Origin of the sequence: Sinomicrobium soli, assembly GCF_003285545.1 — a bacterium.
Taxonomy (GTDB): Bacteria; Bacteroidota; Bacteroidia; order Flavobacteriales; family Flavobacteriaceae; genus Sinomicrobium.
Map to the genome: position 1 here is coordinate 1 of NZ_QLNV01000002.1, position 20,168 is coordinate 20,168.

The 20,168-nt window shown below is 41.9% G+C and carries 18 protein-coding genes and 1 tRNA gene; 14 read left to right on the top strand and 5 right to left on the bottom strand.

Going from position 1 to position 20,168, the window contains the following annotated elements; translation table 11 throughout:
• The first annotated feature begins 370 nt into the window (after positions 1-370).
• Entirely contained in the window at positions 371-2,443 is a 2,073-nt protein-coding gene (locus DN748_RS02020; RefSeq protein WP_161554449.1) for a sigma 54-interacting transcriptional regulator, read from the top strand.
• 66 nt (positions 2,444-2,509) lie between these two features.
• Here the strand turns inward: DN748_RS02020 and DN748_RS02025 are convergent, their stop codons facing one another.
• Positions 2,510-3,016: a dihydrofolate reductase family protein gene (locus DN748_RS02025; RefSeq protein WP_112370107.1), complete on the bottom strand. Its 507-nt coding sequence runs from the start codon at positions 3,014-3,016 to the stop codon at positions 2,510-2,512.
• Between the two features lie 84 nt (positions 3,017-3,100).
• Here DN748_RS02025 and DN748_RS02030 point away from each other — a divergent pair, with 84 nt between their 5' ends.
• Entirely contained in the window at positions 3,101-3,445 is a 345-nt protein-coding gene (locus DN748_RS02030; protein WP_112370108.1) for a winged helix-turn-helix transcriptional regulator, read from the top strand.
• Between the two features lie 26 nt (positions 3,446-3,471).
• Here the strand turns inward: DN748_RS02030 and DN748_RS02035 are convergent, their stop codons facing one another.
• From DN748_RS02035 to DN748_RS02045, 3 genes are all read right to left on the bottom strand, one after another.
• A complete protein-coding gene (locus tag DN748_RS02035) occupies positions 3,472-3,774 on the bottom strand; it encodes a LytR/AlgR family response regulator transcription factor (RefSeq protein ID WP_201741413.1) in 303 nt (100 codons plus the stop codon).
• Positions 3,775-3,912: 138 nt separating this feature from the next.
• Positions 3,913-4,356, bottom strand: a complete 444-nt coding sequence (locus DN748_RS02040; protein WP_146746544.1) for a hypothetical protein — start codon at positions 4,354-4,356, stop codon at positions 3,913-3,915.
• Between the two features lie 320 nt (positions 4,357-4,676).
• Positions 4,677-5,246: a porin family protein gene (locus DN748_RS02045; RefSeq protein ID WP_112370110.1), complete on the bottom strand. Its 570-nt coding sequence runs from the start codon at positions 5,244-5,246 to the stop codon at positions 4,677-4,679.
• A 373-nt stretch (positions 5,247-5,619) separates the two neighbouring features.
• Between DN748_RS02045 and DN748_RS02050 the strand changes: the two genes are divergently transcribed.
• The 10 genes from DN748_RS02050 to DN748_RS02095 all read left to right on the top strand — a co-directional run bounded on the left by DN748_RS02050 (position 5,620) and on the right by DN748_RS02095 (position 16,986).
• The gene (locus tag DN748_RS02050; RefSeq protein ID WP_112370111.1) at positions 5,620-6,663 is read left to right on the top strand and encodes a sensor histidine kinase; all 1,044 of its coding nucleotides are present in this window, start codon (positions 5,620-5,622) and stop codon (positions 6,661-6,663) included.
• Positions 6,660-7,367: a LytR/AlgR family response regulator transcription factor gene (locus DN748_RS02055; protein WP_112370112.1), complete on the top strand. Its 708-nt coding sequence runs from the start codon at positions 6,660-6,662 to the stop codon at positions 7,365-7,367. The genes DN748_RS02050 and DN748_RS02055 overlap by 4 nt, the downstream gene beginning before the upstream one ends.
• Before the next feature lie 362 nt (positions 7,368-7,729).
• Positions 7,730-9,253 (top strand): IS21 family transposase, encoded by a 1,524-nt coding sequence (istA, locus tag DN748_RS02060; RefSeq protein WP_236636755.1) that lies wholly within the window; start codon positions 7,730-7,732, stop codon positions 9,251-9,253.
• 11 nt (positions 9,254-9,264) lie between these two features.
• Entirely contained in the window at positions 9,265-9,996 is a 732-nt protein-coding gene (gene istB / locus DN748_RS02065; protein ID WP_112370114.1) for an IS21-like element helper ATPase IstB, read from the top strand.
• Between the two features lie 216 nt (positions 9,997-10,212).
• Positions 10,213-10,620 (top strand): hypothetical protein, encoded by a 408-nt coding sequence (locus DN748_RS02070; RefSeq protein WP_112370115.1) that lies wholly within the window; start codon positions 10,213-10,215, stop codon positions 10,618-10,620.
• A gap of 36 nt (positions 10,621-10,656) precedes the next feature.
• Positions 10,657-13,020 (top strand): TonB-dependent receptor, encoded by a 2,364-nt coding sequence (locus DN748_RS02075; protein WP_146746545.1) that lies wholly within the window; start codon positions 10,657-10,659, stop codon positions 13,018-13,020.
• A 210-nt stretch (positions 13,021-13,230) separates the two neighbouring features.
• Positions 13,231-14,529 (top strand): hypothetical protein, encoded by a 1,299-nt coding sequence (locus tag DN748_RS02080; RefSeq protein WP_112370117.1) that lies wholly within the window; start codon positions 13,231-13,233, stop codon positions 14,527-14,529.
• Between the two features lie 168 nt (positions 14,530-14,697).
• The gene (locus DN748_RS02085; protein ID WP_146746546.1) at positions 14,698-15,015 is read left to right on the top strand and encodes a hypothetical protein; all 318 of its coding nucleotides are present in this window, start codon (positions 14,698-14,700) and stop codon (positions 15,013-15,015) included.
• Complete coding sequence (locus DN748_RS02090) at positions 15,016-15,297, top strand: hypothetical protein (protein WP_112370119.1); 282 nt, start codon at positions 15,016-15,018, stop codon at positions 15,295-15,297.
• An 18-nt stretch (positions 15,298-15,315) separates the two neighbouring features.
• Positions 15,316-16,986, top strand: a complete 1,671-nt coding sequence (locus DN748_RS02095) for a PepSY-associated TM helix domain-containing protein (RefSeq protein ID WP_112370120.1) — start codon at positions 15,316-15,318, stop codon at positions 16,984-16,986.
• A gap of 244 nt (positions 16,987-17,230) precedes the next feature.
• On the opposite strand, the gene DN748_RS02100 is transcribed toward DN748_RS02095, so the two are convergent.
• Positions 17,231-17,307 (bottom strand) — tRNA-Pro (locus tag DN748_RS02100).
• Between the two features lie 156 nt (positions 17,308-17,463).
• Between DN748_RS02100 and DN748_RS02105 the strand changes: the two genes are divergently transcribed.
• Together DN748_RS02105 and lpdA are read left to right on the top strand one after the other, a co-directional pair.
• Complete coding sequence (locus tag DN748_RS02105) at positions 17,464-18,591, top strand: PQQ-dependent sugar dehydrogenase (RefSeq protein WP_112370121.1); 1,128 nt, start codon at positions 17,464-17,466, stop codon at positions 18,589-18,591.
• 165 nt (positions 18,592-18,756) lie between these two features.
• Positions 18,757-20,148 carry a dihydrolipoyl dehydrogenase gene (lpdA, locus tag DN748_RS02110; protein ID WP_112370122.1) on the top strand — a complete coding sequence of 464 codons (1,392 nt, stop codon included), beginning with the start codon at positions 18,757-18,759 and terminating at the stop codon, positions 20,146-20,148.
• Positions 20,149-20,168: the final 20 nt, after the last annotated feature.

The window sequence follows — 20,168 nt, forward strand, 5'->3', positions numbered from 1 at the left end:
AACCTGATGCTAAGCTATGTTTTCAAGTCCGTTCGCCCGGAAAATCTCTATAACTAACTATATTTCAAATATTTCAAAGAACTTTTTCAGATTTTAATGGGACAGCAATGATGTTTTTTAATTGATGACCATCCCTTACCGCGATATATTAAAAGTTCAGGACAGTCATTTGCTGCCTATACATAAGCCAGTTTCATGCCATCCACATAATACATTGTATATCAATCAATTAATTAAAAAAGTAAAAACGAACTTATTCTATTTTATTATAAAATTCTATTATTTTAGAATTTAAAACTATCTTTACCAAGGTCAAAATGTATAATCGATGAGCAATATTACGGATGAATTAGAGTTAAAAGGTTGGTTGATGGACCGACTTCCCTACGAAATGGTCTGGGTCAGGGAAGACAGCCAGATCATATACGCCAATGCCAGGTTTTGTAAGGGAGTAGGCTATAGTCTAAAAGAATGCATGAAACTTAAGGTTTCGGATATCAATGTTACCGTGACCCCTGAAAGCTGGAAGAATCATTGGGAAGAAGTAATGACGAAGGGCGCCGTCCAATTCAGAGCTGTACATAAAACCAAAAAAGGAAAGTTCTATGAAGTTGAAGTCCATGTACAAAAATTCTCATATAATGGAAATTATTACATCTGCGGAACAACAAATGAATTTTCCGAGTCCAGTTTTTACAAAAACCTGATTGACAATACCCATAGCATAGCCAATGTCGGAGGATGGGAATTGAATCTGCATGACGGCTCTATTTTGGCCACCAATTGTGCACTGGATATTTTAAATGCTGAAAATTCGGAAGAGTTGACCCCGCCTAAGGTCATCTATAAATTTAAAGACAGTGGCAGGTTTAAGTTCTTACTCGGGGAGGTCATCAGAAAAGGGATTGCTTTTGATGAACTGTTCGAAACCAAGGATTCGCCTCCACGTTACATTCGGGCCGTGGCCAAACCTATTTTAAAAGGGGATAAAATTTACAAGGTCCTGGGAGTTTATCAGGATGTGACCGAGATTAAGCACAAGGAAAATGACGTAACACTCTACAAGACCATCATAGACAACGCCCAGGATTTAATCTATGTCTATAATGACAAGGGAGATTTGCTTCATTACAGCGAATCGCTGATCGAAAAGCTGGGATTCAGCAAGAAGGAGCTGAATAAGATGAGTATGTTCGATCTGGATACTTCGGTTACGCGTGAATTTTATAACTCCCATTTTGAAGAACTCAGAGAAAAAGGGTTACATAGATTCGAATGGCTCATTTCCAGGAAGGACGGAACCAAATTCCCCGTGGATATTACAGCAAGCCATTTAAAGTATTACGATGAAGATTACAGCTGCGCAGTGGTAAGGGATATTACGGCTAAAAAAATGCGGGATCTAAAACTTTATGAAGCCTTAGAAGAAATCAAATCCTTAAAGGAACGTCTCGAAAATGAAAATGAATACTTGCAGGAAGAAATAAGCAATAAAATAAACTTTAATAACATAATAGGCCAAAGCCAAGCTTATAAAAGTGTACTTATACAGGTTGACCAGGTGGCTCCTACCGAAGCAACTGTACTGATAACCGGGGAGTCGGGCACCGGCAAGGAATTACTTGCCCGGGCCATACACAACAGCAGCGGGAGAAAGAACCGCCCGCTCATAAAACTCAACTGTGCCACACTGCCAAAAGACCTTATAGAAAGTGAATTGTTCGGCCATAAAAAAGGAGCGTTCACAGGAGCGTTCGCCAATAAGGCAGGTAAATTCACCCTTGCCGATGGTGGAACCATTTTCCTGGATGAAATAGGAGAACTGCCCCTGGAATTACAGCCCAAACTCTTAAGAGTATTGCAGGAAGGCGAATATGACGAACTCGGAGGTACAAAGACGATTAAAGTCGATGTCCGGATTATTGCAGCAACTAACAGGGATTTAAAGGAGATGATACGGGAAGGCCAGTTCAGGGAAGACCTTTATTACCGCCTGAACGTATTTCCGATCCACAATATCCCTTTACGGGCCAGAAAAGACGACATTCCCGTATTGGCACAGTTCTTTCTGGAAAAATATTCCGCCAAAGCCGGGAAAGTATTCAGACAATTGTCGAAAAGAGCCATTGACAGCCTGGTAAATTATAATTTTCCCGGCAATATCCGGGAACTGGAAAATATGATAGAGCGCGCAGTAATTATAGAGAATGGTACTACCCTGAAACCGGGAAACTGGATTCCTGAAAAAGACATCGTATCGGCTACCGGCGACTTTAAATCTTTTGAGGCTGTTCAAAAGGATTATATTATCGAAGTGCTCGATCATACCAACTGGCGTGTAAGCGGTCCGAACGGAGCGGCTAAAATTTTAAAGATGAAAGACAAAACCCTGTTTGCCAAAATGAAACGTTTGGGTATAGAAAAGAAAGTCAGTTTAAAATGACAAGAGTTTCTTTTACAGTAATGGTGTAAGATAATAAACCTGTGATATGTTTTCGAGTGACCAATATTAATCCTTAACCAAATGTAGTTGGATAAAACCATCTTTAACTTTATGTTCTTTATATTTAAATTTTGAATTCAATTCACTGTTATTTCCCAGAACACCACCTATCCCTGTTATTAAAAGATTGATATTAAAATGAATATCTGTCACCAAATCTTTGTCTATAAAAGCATTAAAAGTATTTGTTCCACCACCGACCGCAATTTCATTTATTCCTTTTGCCGAAAGATACTCAATAGCTTCTTCAGGACTCCCAACCACCTTATAATCTTCTGATACATTTGTTTTATTAGACAATACTATGATTTTTATCCCGTCAAAAAGTTGCCGAACATCTGGCGGTAAATTCTGAAAATTTTCAAATGTTTTTAATCCTATGACAAGGTTACCAACTTGTTTTGCAAGCTCGAGATAAAAACTCATCGCTTCAGGAGGCAGATTATGATGAGGATTATCGGATAATAAAACTTTTCCATTGGCCGAAATGTTTGCTATTACTGTTACTTTCATTATGAATGATTTTTATTTGAATACAAAACTATTGGATATTAGATTTATATTTGCTATTCATTACCTTTAAGAAAGTAACTATCTATGAGCAAAAAAAATGATATAAACAAAGAAAAAATACTGGCTATAAAAGATGCTCTCGAACTTTTGAGTGGCAAGTGGAAATTTTGTATTTTACACAACCTACACCATTATAAAACCATGAGATTCAAAGATTTACAGGAAAAATCTGTAGGCATCACCCCAAAAGTCCTGTCAAAAGAGTTACAGGAATTAGAAGACAATTTACTGATCATAAGAACTGTCAACAATACAAAACCAGTTACTGTAACTTATACACCCACTAAATACGTTGAGGAAATTTATCCGGTGATTGATGCTTTGCTTAATTTTGGTTTGAAGCATCGAAAAAAAATAAAAGAAAAGTAATTTGAAAATCGTGCTGAATTAAATTATCAATCAACAATACCGTCCATCCATTTCATAAAGTCAGGAACGCGTACTCGACTTACCAGCACTTCAGACGGACATTCAGGCAAAAAGGAAAGTTTTAAACGGCTGTTGAAATATCTGGCAATATTTTCTATGGCTTTTACATTACCGATGCAGTTGCGAGACACACGGAAAAACAGGCGATTATCCAGCTGTTGTTCTAACCGGTCTAACGTAGAATTAATAATATAACGCTTATTTTGAAAAGTATGTAGAAAAACAACTCCTCCCTCACTGTAAAAATGGGCTATATCAATAGTTTCTATATATTCTTTTTTTACTCACCATGTGAGATTTAAAATACTCCGACCCTGTCCAGGGTTTACGGGGAGATTTGTGTCGAAAAGCTCTTTTTCGGATTTTCCGGTTTATCCCCGGAGATAAAACCCCGGGGAGAGCTGAGTTTATAGATTTCTGAAATTTTCTTTTTTCCGAAAGACCATATTTATTCTGAATTTTGCATTACTTCCTGTTACCTGGATATCATTTCCTCCTCCGACACCTATTGTTCCCGAAGAGGCATTATACGCGTCTACATAATCGAATCCTAATGTAGACATGGCATTCAGTAAATCCGTCTGATTCCGTATTTGAAGGTTATTCCTTTTTTGGAGTAATTTTTCCAGGCCCTCCAGGACTTCTTCATACTGTGATTTTTTACTTTCAATGCTTATGTTCATCCCTCCCAAAAACTTTGTATTTTCTGAAGTAACAACTACATATTCCGGAAGTTGCCGGATGTTTACAGACGAGGAATTGTCTACATTCAATTCTTGTGCAGACAAGCAAAACGTTCCGGATACGACCATTAAAATTAATGCGATTACATTTTTTGTCATTGTTTTCATTTTATGTTAATTTATGGTTTAAGACTTTAATCGCACGGTGCTGTCTGTGCGAATACTACAATATTTTGAAAAAACAATTAATACTTGTCGCTTATATGATATCAAAGAAACATATAGCATTCCCAACTGAAATGCAGCTTGCCCCGGACAAAAATGACAGGACGAGCATTACCGAAAGTAATAAGAGTAATAGTATAGCTATTTCCAGTAGGTCGCATAACAGGTCAAGGGTTTTGATAAGCTTTTGTTTTTTCATCATGCATGTTTTAGGAAAAAATCAAGTTTAAAATAAACCGGGAGGAATCTCATTCCAGAATCGGTCAAAAAACTCTTAGGGCGAGCCCCAGCTGTATTTGGCGACTTTTCACTTCTTTGCCAAACTGCCCGATATCGGAGAATCCCCAGATATAACGACCGTAAATGATAATGGGAAAAAGGTTTAGTTCGGCTCCAAGGACTGCTGAAAAATCGGTATCCTTAAACAGCTTTTTTCCGTTTTCCAGAACACCGTGGTCATGATTAGCCAGGAAACTAAACTGAGGCCCCCCGCTTATGGTTAAAACCCCACTTGAATTAAGCCTTAATAAAACTGGAACACTAATGTAATTGAGCGTCTTGTCTTTGTCGAAGGCGTCTTGAATAATGTCTTTATAGCTATCACTGATTTCGGTATTTGTTTGACTAAAAAGAATTTCTGTTTGTAAGCCGATAAAATCAGTAATGTCGTAATAAGCAAAACCTCCGAGCTGATAGCCCAGTTTATAGCTGTCACTGAAAGACTGACCATCCAGTTTGGTAAGATTGGCACCTGCTTTTGCGCCGAGATGAAATTGGGCCTGCCCGGTATAACCTGTTAAAAAAAGGATCAAAATAAAAAAAATCTTCCTCATATCTTAAAGTTGAATTGGGAGCGAAATTATAAAAACCGGCAGGTCACGATCCGTTTTATATACCAACCTGTTGTTTTAATAGACAAAGACATCCCGGAACAAGAGCAGCTGCAATGCGAGTTAACTGGAAATTACGGCATATATTGATCAGGTTTTCAGATCCTTTTCCGAATCTGTAAGATGCCATGTATCCAAATCCCGGTCCGGAAAGAAACCCGATAGTTTTTTGTCAAGTGAGAAGGAGTACGTAATTAAAGTGGTTTTTAGGGAAAGCTACCACTTTATAAAGTAATTTGGTATAGTTTTAAAGAACTTTCGTATATAAGTATAACTTTGTTAGTGATAAATACGGTTTTTTGAGCATAAAAAATATATGAAAAATGCTGATTTAAAAGAAGATACCCTGGAGTTGTACCTTGTCAAAATCCTTATTCAAAACAAGTATAGAATTTACAGGCATTTGATCGGGGTCGTGTTTTTGTTTTTAATGTTCATCAGCCTGCAGTCCATAGAAGAATATAATATATACAGACTGGGCATATCACTACTTATTATCCTGGGTGTTTTTTATACGAACATATATGTTTTGCTTCCCGCTTTACTTTATAGAAAAAAGTATTTTAAATATCTGGTATCCGTTGTACTGCTGTTATTGACAAGCCTGGTCGTTTCAGAAATTATAGACGTCTTTTTCGTAGATCCGGATGCACCTCAACCTCAACTATCGTTTTTATTTATATTTCTGGCTTATACCGTGTTACTCTCTCCTTTCATTTTTGTCTCTACCGGGATAAAAATATTCCAGAAGTGGATAAAATATGATAACAGGATGAAGGAACTGGAAAAAAACACGGTGGAAATGGAATTGAAGGCATTGAGAAATCAGATTAACCCGCACTTCATATTCAATACGCTTAATAATTTGAATTACATGATCATGAAGGACCAGGAAAAAGCATCGGTAATACTTTCGAAGTTGTCTGGTTTTTTAAGCCATCACCTACATGAAAACCATCAAAAATATATTTCATTAGCATCGGAAATCAGGTTTATTCATGATCATCTCGATCTGGAGAGTATCCGAAGAGATTATTTTACTTTTGAAGTTACCCCCCCAAAGGAAACTGACATAGAGATTCCTACAAATATTTTCTCCGTATTTGTCGAAAATGCGATCAAGCACAGCCTTGACCCCGATGTAGCGTCTTATGTGCGTGTCTCATTTGAGAAAACCGGAGATATGTTAGTTTTTAATTGCATTAACACAAAATCATCCAATCTGCCCGTAAAGAATCATAAAGGAGTGGGACTAAAGAATGTGAAAAGGAGATTGGAGTTGATTTATTTAGACCATTACACCTTGAAGACAACCAACTCCGAACATATATATAGTGTAGAATTAACTTTCCCGGTATGAATTGTATTGTTGTAGATGATGAGCCCATGGCAAGAGAAGTAATCAAGGGGCTTATTGAAAACAGGTCAGAGTTAAAATTTATCAAGGATTTTAGCAGTGCCTTCAGGGCAAAGGAATTCCTGGAACACCACGATGTAGATCTCATATTTCTCGATATCGAAATGGCTGGTTTGAACGGATTAAAGTTTGCGCAAAGTGTTCCGGATCATACATTTATCATTTTTACCACGGCATACAGAGACTACGCGGTTGAAAGCTATGCTTTAAATGCCGTAGACTATTTGTTAAAACCGATATTTGCCGAACGTTTTGAGAAAGCCGTGAACAAGGCCCTTTCCTTATATAAATTGCTGTTGAGAAAAGATACCGATACCTCAGGGAAAAAAAGAAATTTTTTATTTGTCAAAGCAGACCGAAAGTATTATAAAATAGTATTTGATAAAATACTATTTATCCGGGGGATGAAAGATTATTCGATTATATATAGCGGTACGGAGAAAATTATAACGCTGCTAAATTTAAAGACCCTGCATAAGCAATTACCCGATGAAAAATTTTTAAGGGTGAGTAAATCACATATTATCAACGAGGCAGCTGTTGATGCTTTTGACAACAAAACCATTTATATCCGCGAGTATGAGATCCCTATTGGCAAAGTCTACCAGGATGATTTTTATAAATATTATATAGACAAAGAGATCTGAATTTATATTTGACGGCGAGTGGTTAGGATGATATTCAATGACTTTTGTGATTTTTTTTTAATAACGGTTTTTGAATAAAAAAAAGAAAATGCCGCCTAATATGCTCCAAATTGATGACCTTGGGATGAGATATTGAGTACTCTTGCTCCATTGGCCTTTTTTAAGGTCTCCCACAATCCTTGGGTAAGTGCAAAAAACGGATATAGTATACCACTAAAAACGGGTTAAAGTGAGCATAGCACAGCGGGTGAAACTGAGCCACCTAAAACGGATGAAAGTGAACCACTAAAAATCGATTCTATTTGAAGTGTGCGCAATAGTCTTTTTTTGTCAAAAAGATTATGGCCAACAAACAAATAGAAATGCGAAAAGTAAAGAAGATATTTAAGTTATACAGTGCCGGGGTTAGTAAGCGCCGGATCAGTTCCCAGTTAGGGGTCTCCCGCAATACCGTAAGCAAATACATCACTTTTTTCCAGCGCTACCAACTGACCTCTTATGAAGTAGAGGCCATGACCCAGGAGGAACTTCATCACCTGTTTACTTCCACTGAAAAGCCCAAGAGTGAACGCTTACGCATTCTGGAAAGCTACTTTCCTTATTTTGACAAAGAACTGCGTAAAACCGGGGTGACCAAAGAACTACTCTGGCAGGAGTATTATAAAAAACATCCTGAGGGATATCAACTTACACAGTTCCGTTATTGGTACCAACAGTGGACCAAAGAGGTCTCTCCTGTGATGCATTTTACCCATAAAGTAGGAGATAAACTGTTTATAGATTTTACGGGGAAGAAACTTCCTGTAGTAGATCGACATACCGGGGAAATACAAGAACTGGAAATCTTTATTTGTGTACTGGGTAGCAGTCAATATACTTATGTTGAAGCCTGTGAGAGCCAGAGCGGGGAAAACTTTATAAGATGTGTAGAGAATGCGCTTCGGTTTTATGGGGGTGTTCCTGAAGCTCTTGTTCCAGACAATCTTAAAGCAGCGGTGACCAAAGCCAGTCGGTATGAACCGCGCCTCAATGCTGCCTTTGCCGATTTTGCGGAATACTACCAAACGGCTGTACTTCCTGCAAGGACCTACAAACCCAGGGATAAAGCTATCGTGGAAAATGCCGTCAGGATTATTTACACCAGGGTCTTTGCCCCTTTAAGAAACCAGATCTTTTATGATAAACCTTCATTGAACAAGGCCATTGCTTTTTTGTTGGAACAGCATAACAAGATGCCTTTTAGAGGGAGAGAATACTCCCGTTATTCTCTATTTATGGAAATCGAAAAACAAGCCCTCAAACCATTGCCCACAAAGCGGTATGAGGTTAAATCTTCCGCTAATGGGACCGTTCATAAAAACAGTCATGTGTATCTAAGTAAAGATAAACATTACTATAGTGTGCCCTACAAGCATATAGGAAAGCGTGTCAGGATTGTCTATTCTGACAGCCTAGTAGAGATCTACCATAACCAGGAAAGGATGGCTGTCCATGAAAGGGATAAAAAGAAATATGGATATACCACCACTAAAGAGCACATGCCTTCATATCACAGGTTTGTCAGTGAGTGGAGTTCGGAGAAGTTCATCGCTTGGGCAGGTCATATAGGAGAGGCTTGTAAGGCCTATATCATTAAAATACTCGATAAAAAACAACACCCGGAACAATCCTATAAATCATGTCTTGGTATACTCCACCTGGCTAAAAAGGCGGGTAATGAACGCCTGGATAATGCCTGTAAAAGAGCCTTGGGCTATGAAGCCTATAATTATAACATGATTGAACGTATCCTTGCAAAGGGATGGGACAAACTCGATGAAGATATCGAAGAACATACCGACATCCCCAACCATAAAAACATCAGGGGCGGTGATTATTATAAGTAAACATCAATACTATGAATACACAAACATTAGAACAAATGAAGGAATTAAGGCTCTATGGCATGTATAGGGCTTTTACGAGCGCTCTGTCCTCGCAGAGCATCGCTTATACCAATGATGAGCTGATCGCCTATCTCTTGCAATCCGAGTGGGATGACCGGCAGAACAGAAAAATTGAACGCCTGACCAAGGCCGCAAAGTTCAGGTACAAAGCCGTGATGGAAGACATCGCCTTCGACGCTGCCAGGAACATCGATAAAAATCAAATACAGCGCTTTGCTTCCTGTCAATTTATAGATAAAAAGGAAAACATATTGATTACAGGTAGCACAGGGACTGGAAAAAGCTATATCGCTTCAGCCATAGGCCATCAGGCTTGTTCACTGGGATATAAGGTCATGTACTTTAATGCCAATAAACTCTTTACCATGCTCAAAACCTCAAAGGCTGACGGGTCTTATATCAAACAGATCAACAAGCTTGAAAAGCAGGACTTGCTAATCCTTGACGATTTTGGACTAAAAGGCTTAGATCATATCAATAGGCAAACCTTGATGGAAATCATAGAAGACAGGCACGGAAAACGCTCCACGATTATGGCTTCCCAGCTCCCTATAGAGGCCTGGCATCAAACTATCGGGGAACAGACCATTGCTGACGCTATTTTAGACCGCTTGGTACATACGGCCCACCGGGTTGATATCAAAGGGGAATCTATGCGGAAAAAACTAAGAAATAAAAGCTAACTTTACACCAAGAATGAATCGATTTTAAACACTTCATTTACACTGCTCACTTTTATCCGTTTTAGGTGGCTCACTTTGTCCGTTCTTTCCAGTTGGTTAAGTGAAACAGCTACCGAAATACCCCAAATCACCAATGACCAATGGAGGCAAGCAGATGCATTGATGCGGATTGACATTGGGAAGCACACCTCCTTTGACAAAAAACCTATTGTTCCCATGTACAAAAAATTGACACATTATGCAGTGGCGGCATGTGTGACAGCGGTTATTTTCTTTGCTGGCCGTTACTCCGCAATTGAAAACACCCCCCTTAGTGCACAACAAACTATCACACAAGCATCCAACAACCTTTTGGTATATGGAGGCAACGGTGCCTATGCGAAAATACAGGGTAATACGTTTAGTCTGCAATTTGATGGTCAGCTAAAGCTCTATAACGGTTCCGAAGAGATCAAAATCGTTACCGTAGGTAACAAAACTTATACTCTGGAGCCCATGCAGGGTTATATTCTAATGGGCGATAACGAAAAATCCACCCTTATAACGGGTCTTGATCTAAAACTTGAACGTGTTGGTTTTGCCAAGTTAAAAGGTGATTTTGGAATTAGGGTACTTAAAGCATAACTGATTTTGAAATATATTTTATTTACACTGCTGCTTATGCAAGTAGGACTACTTACAGCCCAGAACAAAACAAATCATACTATAGAGGGAAAGGTTTCCGATGCATCGGGCAACCCTATTGCGTACGCTTCCGTAGTACTAAAAGGGACGAACCATGGAGCGGTCAGTGATGATGGGGGCGAATTCGTTATACGAGCTCCTTCGGGCCACTACACCTTGCGGGTATCTTTTATCGGTTACACTACGTATCAGGCCCCTATTACTATTAAAGAAGAAGGGAATGCTCTTGTTGAAGTAGTGCTCAAGGAAGATAATACAAAGCTGGAGGAAGTAACTGTTGTTGGAAAAACCCAGGCCCAAAGGCTGGAGGAATCAGCCAGAGCGGTCGGGATCATCGAGACCCGCGAGGTGAAACTCCGATCTGCCGACCTGGGAGAGATCCTGGCCAAAACCGAAGGGATCAGTGTACAACGTGCAGGGGGACTGGGCTCCGACACCCGTTTTGCCTTAAACGGCCTATCCGGCGACAAGATCCGGTTTTTCCATGATGGCATTCCATTGGACTTTTCACCTTATGCATTTGGTATAGCCAATGTACCCGTAAATGCCATTAAGCAGGTCGAGGTGCATAAAGGTGTGGTGCCCATACAATTCGGTGCCGATGCCTTGGGCGGAGCCGTTAATTTGGTATCGCCTACAATTTTCAACGGTTGGTCGGGGGCGGCATCCTATCAGGTGGGGTCTTTCAATACCCATAGGGCTACCGCAAACATGGCCTATGCCAGTGACCAGAGTGGATGGTTTGCTTCGGCAGGTGGCTTTTATGACTATACGGACAATGACTATAAAATAGACGTGGCCATCGATGATGAACAAGGCCAGCTACACCAACAGACCGTAAAAAGGTTTCATGATGGGTATAAGGCGGTTGGTTTTAACTTTAAAACAGGTATCCGACATAAAAGCTGGGCGAATGAACTGAGTTTGGAAGGGTATTACGGAAAATATGACAAGGAAGTACAAAACTCCCAATCTCCAGGCCTGGTAGATTACCCTGATTTGGGCATTGACAAGGCCGTGGCAGGAAAACCTTTCGGAGAGGTTATGTTCAACCGTTTTTCACAGGGCTTGAACCTACACTATAATGTAAATCCGGCCGTAAAGTGGGAGCTTGACCTTAAAGCAGGATACAATTACAACGAAGCCGAGTCTTTCGATGTTAGCCATAACCTATACAACTGGTATGGAGAAGTGGTTCGTGTAAACAACCAGGCCGGGGAATTTGGGCAGGCCGACCATCTCATCACCAAAAGCACAAACTATTTTGCCCGCCAGCAGCTGGGGTATTCCATTTCGGACAAACACAATCTGACGCTGACCCTGGCCCCTACCTATGCCCATCGTACCGGTGATGACCTGTTGATAGACGGGGAGTATGATCCTGCATTGGACGATGGTTATTTGTTTGATTTTGTTACAGGTCTGGAATATAGTGGTGAAGTATTGAGAGAAAGATTGCAAATCATTGTCTTTGCCAAAAACTACCGGCAAAACATACGTATAGAGGGCATAGACCCAGGAGTGGAAGGCCTGCAAGTAGATAAACGTTCGGTGAACAATTTTGGTGCGGGTACGGGGCTACGCTACGCCTGGACTTCCCGTTTCAGCACTAAACTGAGTTACGAATATGCCTACCGCCTACCTCGACAAAACGAAATATTTGGAAACGGTCAACTTACGAGCAAAAACCTTGGACTAAGACCCGAAAACAGCCATAATGTAAACCTACAGTGGCTTGTGGAAAGCAAAATTTTGGCTAAAACGGCATGGCAAATCCAGGGAAATTTCTTTTTGCGGAAAGTTAACGACCTTATTTTTTTGATGACAAATTCTGAAGGTTTTGGTGTTTATGACAATGTATGGAGTGCCACTTCACAAGGAATAGAGCTGGGGGCAAACATAAAGGAGGTGGTCAAGGGTCTGAGTTTAAGTGCCAATGGCACGTACCAATCGTATTTTAATACCTCTGATGAAGGGCCTTTTGCAAGTTTTAAGGACGACCGTATACCGAACACCCCCTATCTCTTTGCCAATGGGGGAGCCTATTACCAATTAAAAAATATGGTCCGGACAAACGGCGAACTTTCCATTTTTTGGAATACACGGTACGTACATCCCTTTTATATCGGATGGGAAAGTGCCGGTCTGCCCCAGTACAAGGCACAGACCCCAAAGCAATTTACCCATGCCATAGGGGCTACACAAAAAATGAAATTTAAAACGGTAGAGACGGCTCTAACGCTGGAAATGCAAAATCTCACCAATGCCAAGGTCTTCGACCTATACGGTGTACAACGTCCCGGCAGGGCGCTTTATCTAAAACTGACTACGCAATTCTAAAACCACATGCCTATGTGAAAAATAAAATCCAAACATAACCGTCATGCTCAACTTGATTCAGCATCTCCATTATGGATATATCACGATTAAAATGACCGACAAAAACAAAAAATCTCCCACAACCAAGCAACTTACAGCGCGCAAAACAAGGGAAGCACAAAACCATCCCGAAATATCCGGGGCAACATTTAAAAATCAAAGTACAAAAAAATGAAATCATTTAAATTACATCACATAACGAAAAAAAGCAACAAGTGGGCAGGAATGGCTTTTCTGTTCCTTTTAATGATGGCCATAGGAGTTATCTCCTGTAATAGTGACGACAATGGGAATCCGAACACTGGAGGAGAAGAACCCGAAGAAGGGGAAGTAGAAACTGCATGGGTCATAGGATACCGTGTAGAAACACCACAAGGTAGAGTTTACTATTTGGAAGCGCATGAGAATATTCCATCGGAAACAAATACAAGTAAAGCGGTTGAGTTGGGTTTAAACAGTCGGATTTATTCCTATGGTGAAAATCCTTACACCTGGAACGGTGATGCCGCTACAATTACGAAATGGGAAGTGGATAAATCTACTTTAGAGTTATCGGCTATAGGCATTTTGAGTTTTGCCAGTACCGGAGTATCGGGAAATATTGCCGCACCGGCATTCATTTCCGAAACACAGGCCTATACAACCAACTTGGCCGAGGGTGTGGTAGTCGAATGGAACCCGTCTACCATGGAAATTACAAAAGTTCATAATGTGGATGCCTTCCCTGATTTAGGTGTTGATGATCTATTATTTGAATTCAACAAAGAAGTCACGGCTGATGGTAAGATCCTTATACCGATAGAAACCAACGAATTAGGCACTTGTTGTGATTATCCTACGGGAGCTGCCGGAGCAAGAACAGCTATCTTCGATCCAGAAACAGCAACCGTTACATATCATGTAGATGACCGATTAATTGGATCGGATAATACCCACTTCACCGACCCGGTCACGGGTGCCAGATATTGCGTGCCGGTTTGGGCAAATTCCGTTGTTCCTGCTTACTTTAACAACCTGGAAACATTGCCCAATGCACATACTTTGCTCAAAGTAAACGATGACGGTTCATTTGACGCTGATTATGCGTATAATCTTGATGATATATTGGATATCACATTGTATTATACCACTACTTTTATTTATGACAACAAATTGGTGTTCACCTATGTTGGTGATGATTATACCTGGGGCAGCTTTGATGAAAGATATAATATTTTATATACAGGAAACTTCAGGGCGGCCATGATTGATTTGGAGACCAATGAGGTTCAGCCTTTTGATGCTTTTAGTGGTTATACCGGTGCCATCGCATTCGGCGTTTTGGACGGAAACTCTTATATAAAAGCGAGCGGTCTTGATTCAGATGGGAATGAAACAAGTTCCTTATTGCAACAAAATGCTATTGATGATTACACGGAGGTTACAAAGCACGTAGGTGGCAACATCGAACATTTTAACAAGCTTTGGTAAAAAATCCCAATATTTTATCGATCAAAACCGGTTGCCAAAACCTGAATTATGGAATGGATTTTCAATGGTCCATTTCAGGTCGAACATAAAGAACACTACCAGTCCGGGAAAACCCGGACTGGTAGTTCCCAATATAATTGATATGGATATGTTATTATTACTTGTGATATGGCCATTGTATTGATACTTTCTGGTTGTTTTCTACTTTACGCCAAATCCAAACACATACCGGTATTTCTTGAAAATATTGGAAAGAAAGCGAAGAAAAGGCCTATGGTCACCAGGGGCGTTGCCTATGTGGTTTTTATTTTGGCATTGCTGGTCCTGGCCTACCGATATGGATTCTTTACCGGGGCGATCATTTTCCTTACTGCAGTAATGTTAGGACTTTGCCTGATGGTGATACTTTTGCCGTTGCACAGCAGGTATGCCTACATTTTGACCGCGGTCACCCTCATTATTATCGTTATTGAAAACAGTATATAAATGCCGGCAAACCAGAAATATCTATCCAGCAGCGGACAGCGTTTTTTAAAGATCAGCGCAGGAATTCTAGGGGGGTTCCTGGTCATGACCTTCTTTCACAACGCGATTGGAAGTCTATTAGAGGAAAAAACGGGGTTGATTATTACCACAACCTATACCTCGTTTATAATGTGGGCACTCTTGATGGTAATTGCCTTTCTGTTCAAAAACGGGTGGAAGGTGTGGGGCATCTACCTTTTGCTTACCGCCGTGTTCGGGGCCATTATTTTTTTGAACAAGTAAGAAATCCAACAGCAAAACATGAAACTCAATTCGCTCAAACCCAGACTGCACAATGTAATGTTCCATACACACACCGTAGCGGGCATCGTCATCAGCTTTGCCCTGTATGTCATTTTCTTTACAGGTGCCGTGGCCTTGTTCATGGGCGAACTGTACCGTTGGGAAAACCCGGAGGCCCGTTTTGAATCCGTTGACCCCGATCAGGTGGACTACAACAAAATCTATAATCATGTCAAGGCAGAAGTTCAGGATTTTGACACTGCCCTCCAATTTGGGATCGTGCCCCCCTCCCAAGAGTATCCATTTGCATATTTTTACGGCACTACCAAGGATGCCAATGGTAAAACGGAACGTTTTAGCACCAACATAGACCCAAGGACATATAAGGTGACTCCCTTTAAGGAACCCAAGACCCACATGGCCCAGACCTTATATGAGTTGCATTTTTTTCATCAAATCCCCTTGGTAGGTCTTTATTTATCGGGACTTGTGTCCTTCTTTTTCATCTTTGTCATCATTACGGGATTGTTGACACACTGGAAAAACATAATCAACAAATTCTATGCTTTTACCACAAAAGGAAAATGGAAACAAATATGGACCAACAGTCATATTTCACTTGGATTCATAACATTGCCCTTTCAAATCATATATGCGGTTACAGGTGCTCTTTTGGGGTTATCCATCCTGTTATTGGCACCCAGTTCATTTTTAATCTTTGATGGTAACACGACCGAAGTGTATAAAGCGGTCAAGCCTGCTGCGGGTTTCAAATACGATAGAAATGCCGGAAATTCAGAAAATGGGATTGGTTTAAACGCTATTTACCATAAAGCACGCACCTCTTACCCAGATACCAAAGTCACATATCTCTCCGCCACCAATTTTGGGAAAGAAGATGGTACCATAACCGTCAATCTGGACGACCATACCGGCATCAGTGGCGATGGAACCATTGTCTACTCGCATAGGGACGGAAGTTTATTGAAAGCCATAGAACCCCAAAGAAAATCATATACCGAAGGTGCTTTTGGGGTCATGATCAAATTGCATTTCGCCAACTTTGGGGGCATCTTGTTAAAGATCATTTACTTTATTTTGTCCATGATTACCTGCTATATCATCATAAGTGGCGTCATGATCTGGCGCACTGCACGGGACAATAACAGATATACGAACAGGCAACGGAGGTTCCACCACAGGGTCACCAAGGTCTATTTGGCCATATGCCTCTCCATGTTCCCGGCTACGGCACTCATATTCCTGGCCAATAAACTGGTTCCCATGGATGTTGCAGGCCGAGTTGCGTACGTAAACGCTGTTTTCTTTCTGGGGTGGCTGGGATTGACCCTCTTAGGGCTTTTCTGGAACGATTACCGAAAATTGAATCGCAACTACCTCTTTTTAGGAAGCATTCTGGGCTTAATGGTACCATTGGCAAATGGTTTTGTTACAGGCGATTGGTTCTGGAAAACCTGGATCGACCAACAATATTATGTGTTCAGTGTAGATGTTACCTGGATTGTGATCGGTGTGTTCGGGTCATTGATCTGGCGCTTCGATTTAAAAGGAAAAAATGGAGCGACGGGATCCATGCATAAAGAAAAAAAGGGCGATAAAAATACCTTCTCCGGTACAGTTTTGCCCGAATATCCCGAACCGGCCCTGGAAAGTAGGCCCAAAAAATAACCTTGGTATCTCCCCTAATTTCAATTTCAGTGATTCCCCAATCCATATTCTCATGAACTCGTATTTTTACCGGGTATCCTTTTTTTTGTTTTGTATCTTTTGTCCAGTATGATTTCCGCGCTTATCATTTTTTGCAATGGATTTGCAATCAAAAGTGGTAAAAGAAGTTAAAACAACACGTAAAAAAAGCGGTAAATCTATTGAAATACCGCTTTCACTAAAACTTAAGTTGTTGATTTTTAAATGGTCGGGGTGACAGGATTCGAACCTACGACCTCGTCGTCCCGAACGACGCGCGCTACCGGGCTGCGCTACACCCCGAATATATTCCCTAAAAGGAAATAAGGCTGCAAATATAGGATTTTTTCCTTAAAAAAATATTTTACGACGATCAGAACTTCCAAAAGTTCGTAAATTGTAACATCCCGTACGGGATGCTTGATAATCTGTTTAAAAAACTTTAAAACGAACATTGTGATGTACCCCCTGAAAAAAATCCACACACTACTGTTACTGGTGCTTTCCCTGATGGCATGTGCACAGAAAAGAGATCCGGGAATACACGAACCGGAAGAGATCAATTACGAAATAGAAACCGTGGCAGAAGGTATACAGACCCCGTGGGGCATAGCCTTTCTCCCCGACGGCGATATGCTCGTTACCGAAAGGTCGGGCAAGATCTACCGGATCAGGGACGGGCAGAAAACGGAAATAAAGGGCGTGCCCGAAGTTTATGCCAGGGGGCAGGGCGGGCTCATGGATATTGTACTGCATCCCCTATACGAAAAAAACGGGTGGATCTACCTCTCCTACTCTTCTCCCGAAGGAAGTGAAAAAGGGGCGCATACAGCCATTATGAGGACGAAGATCAAAGACAATACACTCACGGAAAAGCAGGTGCTGTACAAGGCTTCGCCCAATACGGAAACCTCGCATCATTTCGGGTCCAGGATGGTATTTGACAGCGAAGGGTTCCTCTACTTCTCCATTGGAGAACGGGGAGCGCGCGATGTGAATCCGCAGGATATTACCCGTGACGGGGGTAAGGTATACCGGTTGCAGGACGACGGCACCATCCCGGACGGAAATCCGTTTGCCGGAGACCCGGAAGCCAGGCAGGCCATATACAGTTATGGTCACCGGAACCCGCAGGGCATGGTCATCCACCCCGAAACGGGACAGGTATGGGTACATGAACACGGACCGAAAGGCGGCGATGAGATCAATGTGGTGAAAAAGGGAGCCAATTACGGCTGGCCCGTAATCACCTACGGGGTAAATTACAGCGGCACCTCCATCACGGACCTGACGGAAAAGGAAGGCATGGAACAGCCCCTTTATTACTGGGTACCCTCCATCGCCCCCAGCGGAATGGCCTTTGTCACTTCCGATATCTATCCCGGCTGGAAGGGCAATCTACTGGCGGGGTCCCTGGCTTTTCAATACCTCGAACGCCTGGAACTGGACGGCAGCAAAGTGATATACCGCGAAAAACTGCTGCCGGGTATCGGGCGTGTACGTGATGTCAGGCAGGGTCCGGACGGGTATATCTATGCTGCCGTAGAAGGCAGGGGGATCGTTAAACTCATCCCGGGAAAAAGCTGATCGCATTTCCGCCAGCCATAAAATGATCCGCGTCCGGCAGTACGGGATCACAAACAGGTGATCCCTCCCTGTAAAACCCTTCATTATATGACCGGGCCATTCCCGAATTTAAAACTAATTGCGTACCTTCGTAACCGAATTTTTTCGGTCAAAAAAACATTACAAATGAGCAAATACGATATCATAGTTGTGGGCAGCGGCCCCGGAGGATATGTTACTGCTATCAGGGCCTCTCAGTTGGGCTTTAAGACGGCTATTGTAGAAAAGGAAAACCTGGGGGGCGTATGTCTTAACTGGGGATGTATCCCCACCAAGGCCCTGCTTAAAAGTGCACAGGTATTCGAATACCTCAAACATGCGGAAGACTACGGACTGAGTGTTAAGGAATACGACAAGGATTTCGGTGCCGTAATAAAAAGAAGCAGGAATGTAGCCGAAGGCATGAGCAAGGGAGTCCAGTTCCTGATGAAAAAGAATAAAATAGATGTTATCAATGGTTACGGTAAGGTAAAACCGGGCAAAAAAGTAGAAGTAACCGGGAGTGACAACAAGAAAACCGAGTACCAGGCAGACCACATCATCATTGCTACCGGGGCGCGTTCCAGGGAATTGCCGAGCCTGCCGCAGGACGGCAAAAAAGTGATCGGCTACCGCGAGGCCATGAGCCTTCCGGAACAGCCCAAAAAGCTTATCGTGGTAGGTTCCGGAGCCATCGGTATTGAGTTTGCCTACTTCTACAATGCCATTGGCACCGAAGTGACCGTAGTAGAATATTTGCCGAACATCGTTCCGGTAGAAGACGAAGAAGTGTCCAAACAACTGGAAAGAAGCTTCAAAAAAGCCGGGGTCAAGATCATGACCTCTGCAGAAGTGACCAAGGTGGATACTTCCGGTAAAGGTGTAAAAGCTACCGTAAAAACCAAAAAAGGGGAAGAAGTACTGGAAGCCGACATCGTACTCTCTGCAGTAGGGATCAAAACCAATATAGAAAGCATAGGCCTCGAAGATGTAGGTATTGCCACTGACCGCGACAAGATACTGGTAAACGATTACTACCAGACCAATATCCCCGGTTACTACGCTATAGGTGACGTTACTCCCGGACAGGCGCTGGCACACGTGGCCTCTGCCGAAGGGATACTGTGTGTGGAAAAAATAGCCGGCATGCATGTAGAACCCCTCGATTACGGCAATATCCCGGGATGTACCTACTGTATGCCCGAGGTGGCTTCCGTGGGGCTTACCGAAAAACAGGCCAAAGAAAAAGGATACGATATCAAGGTAGGCAAATTTCCTTTTTCCGCATCCGGTAAGGCAAAAGCCAGTGGTAATGCCGACGGTTTTGTAAAAGTGATCTTCGATGCCAAATACGGCGAATGGCTCGGTTGTCACATGATCGGTGCCGGCGTTACCGATATGATCGCCGAGGCCGTGGTAGCGAGAAAACTCGAGACTACCGGTCATGAAGTGCTCAAGGCCGTACACCCGCACCCCACCATGAGTGAGGCTGTGATGGAAGCCGTTGCCGATGCCTATGACGAAGTGATCCACCTCTGAGGTTAAAAAACATAATGTAC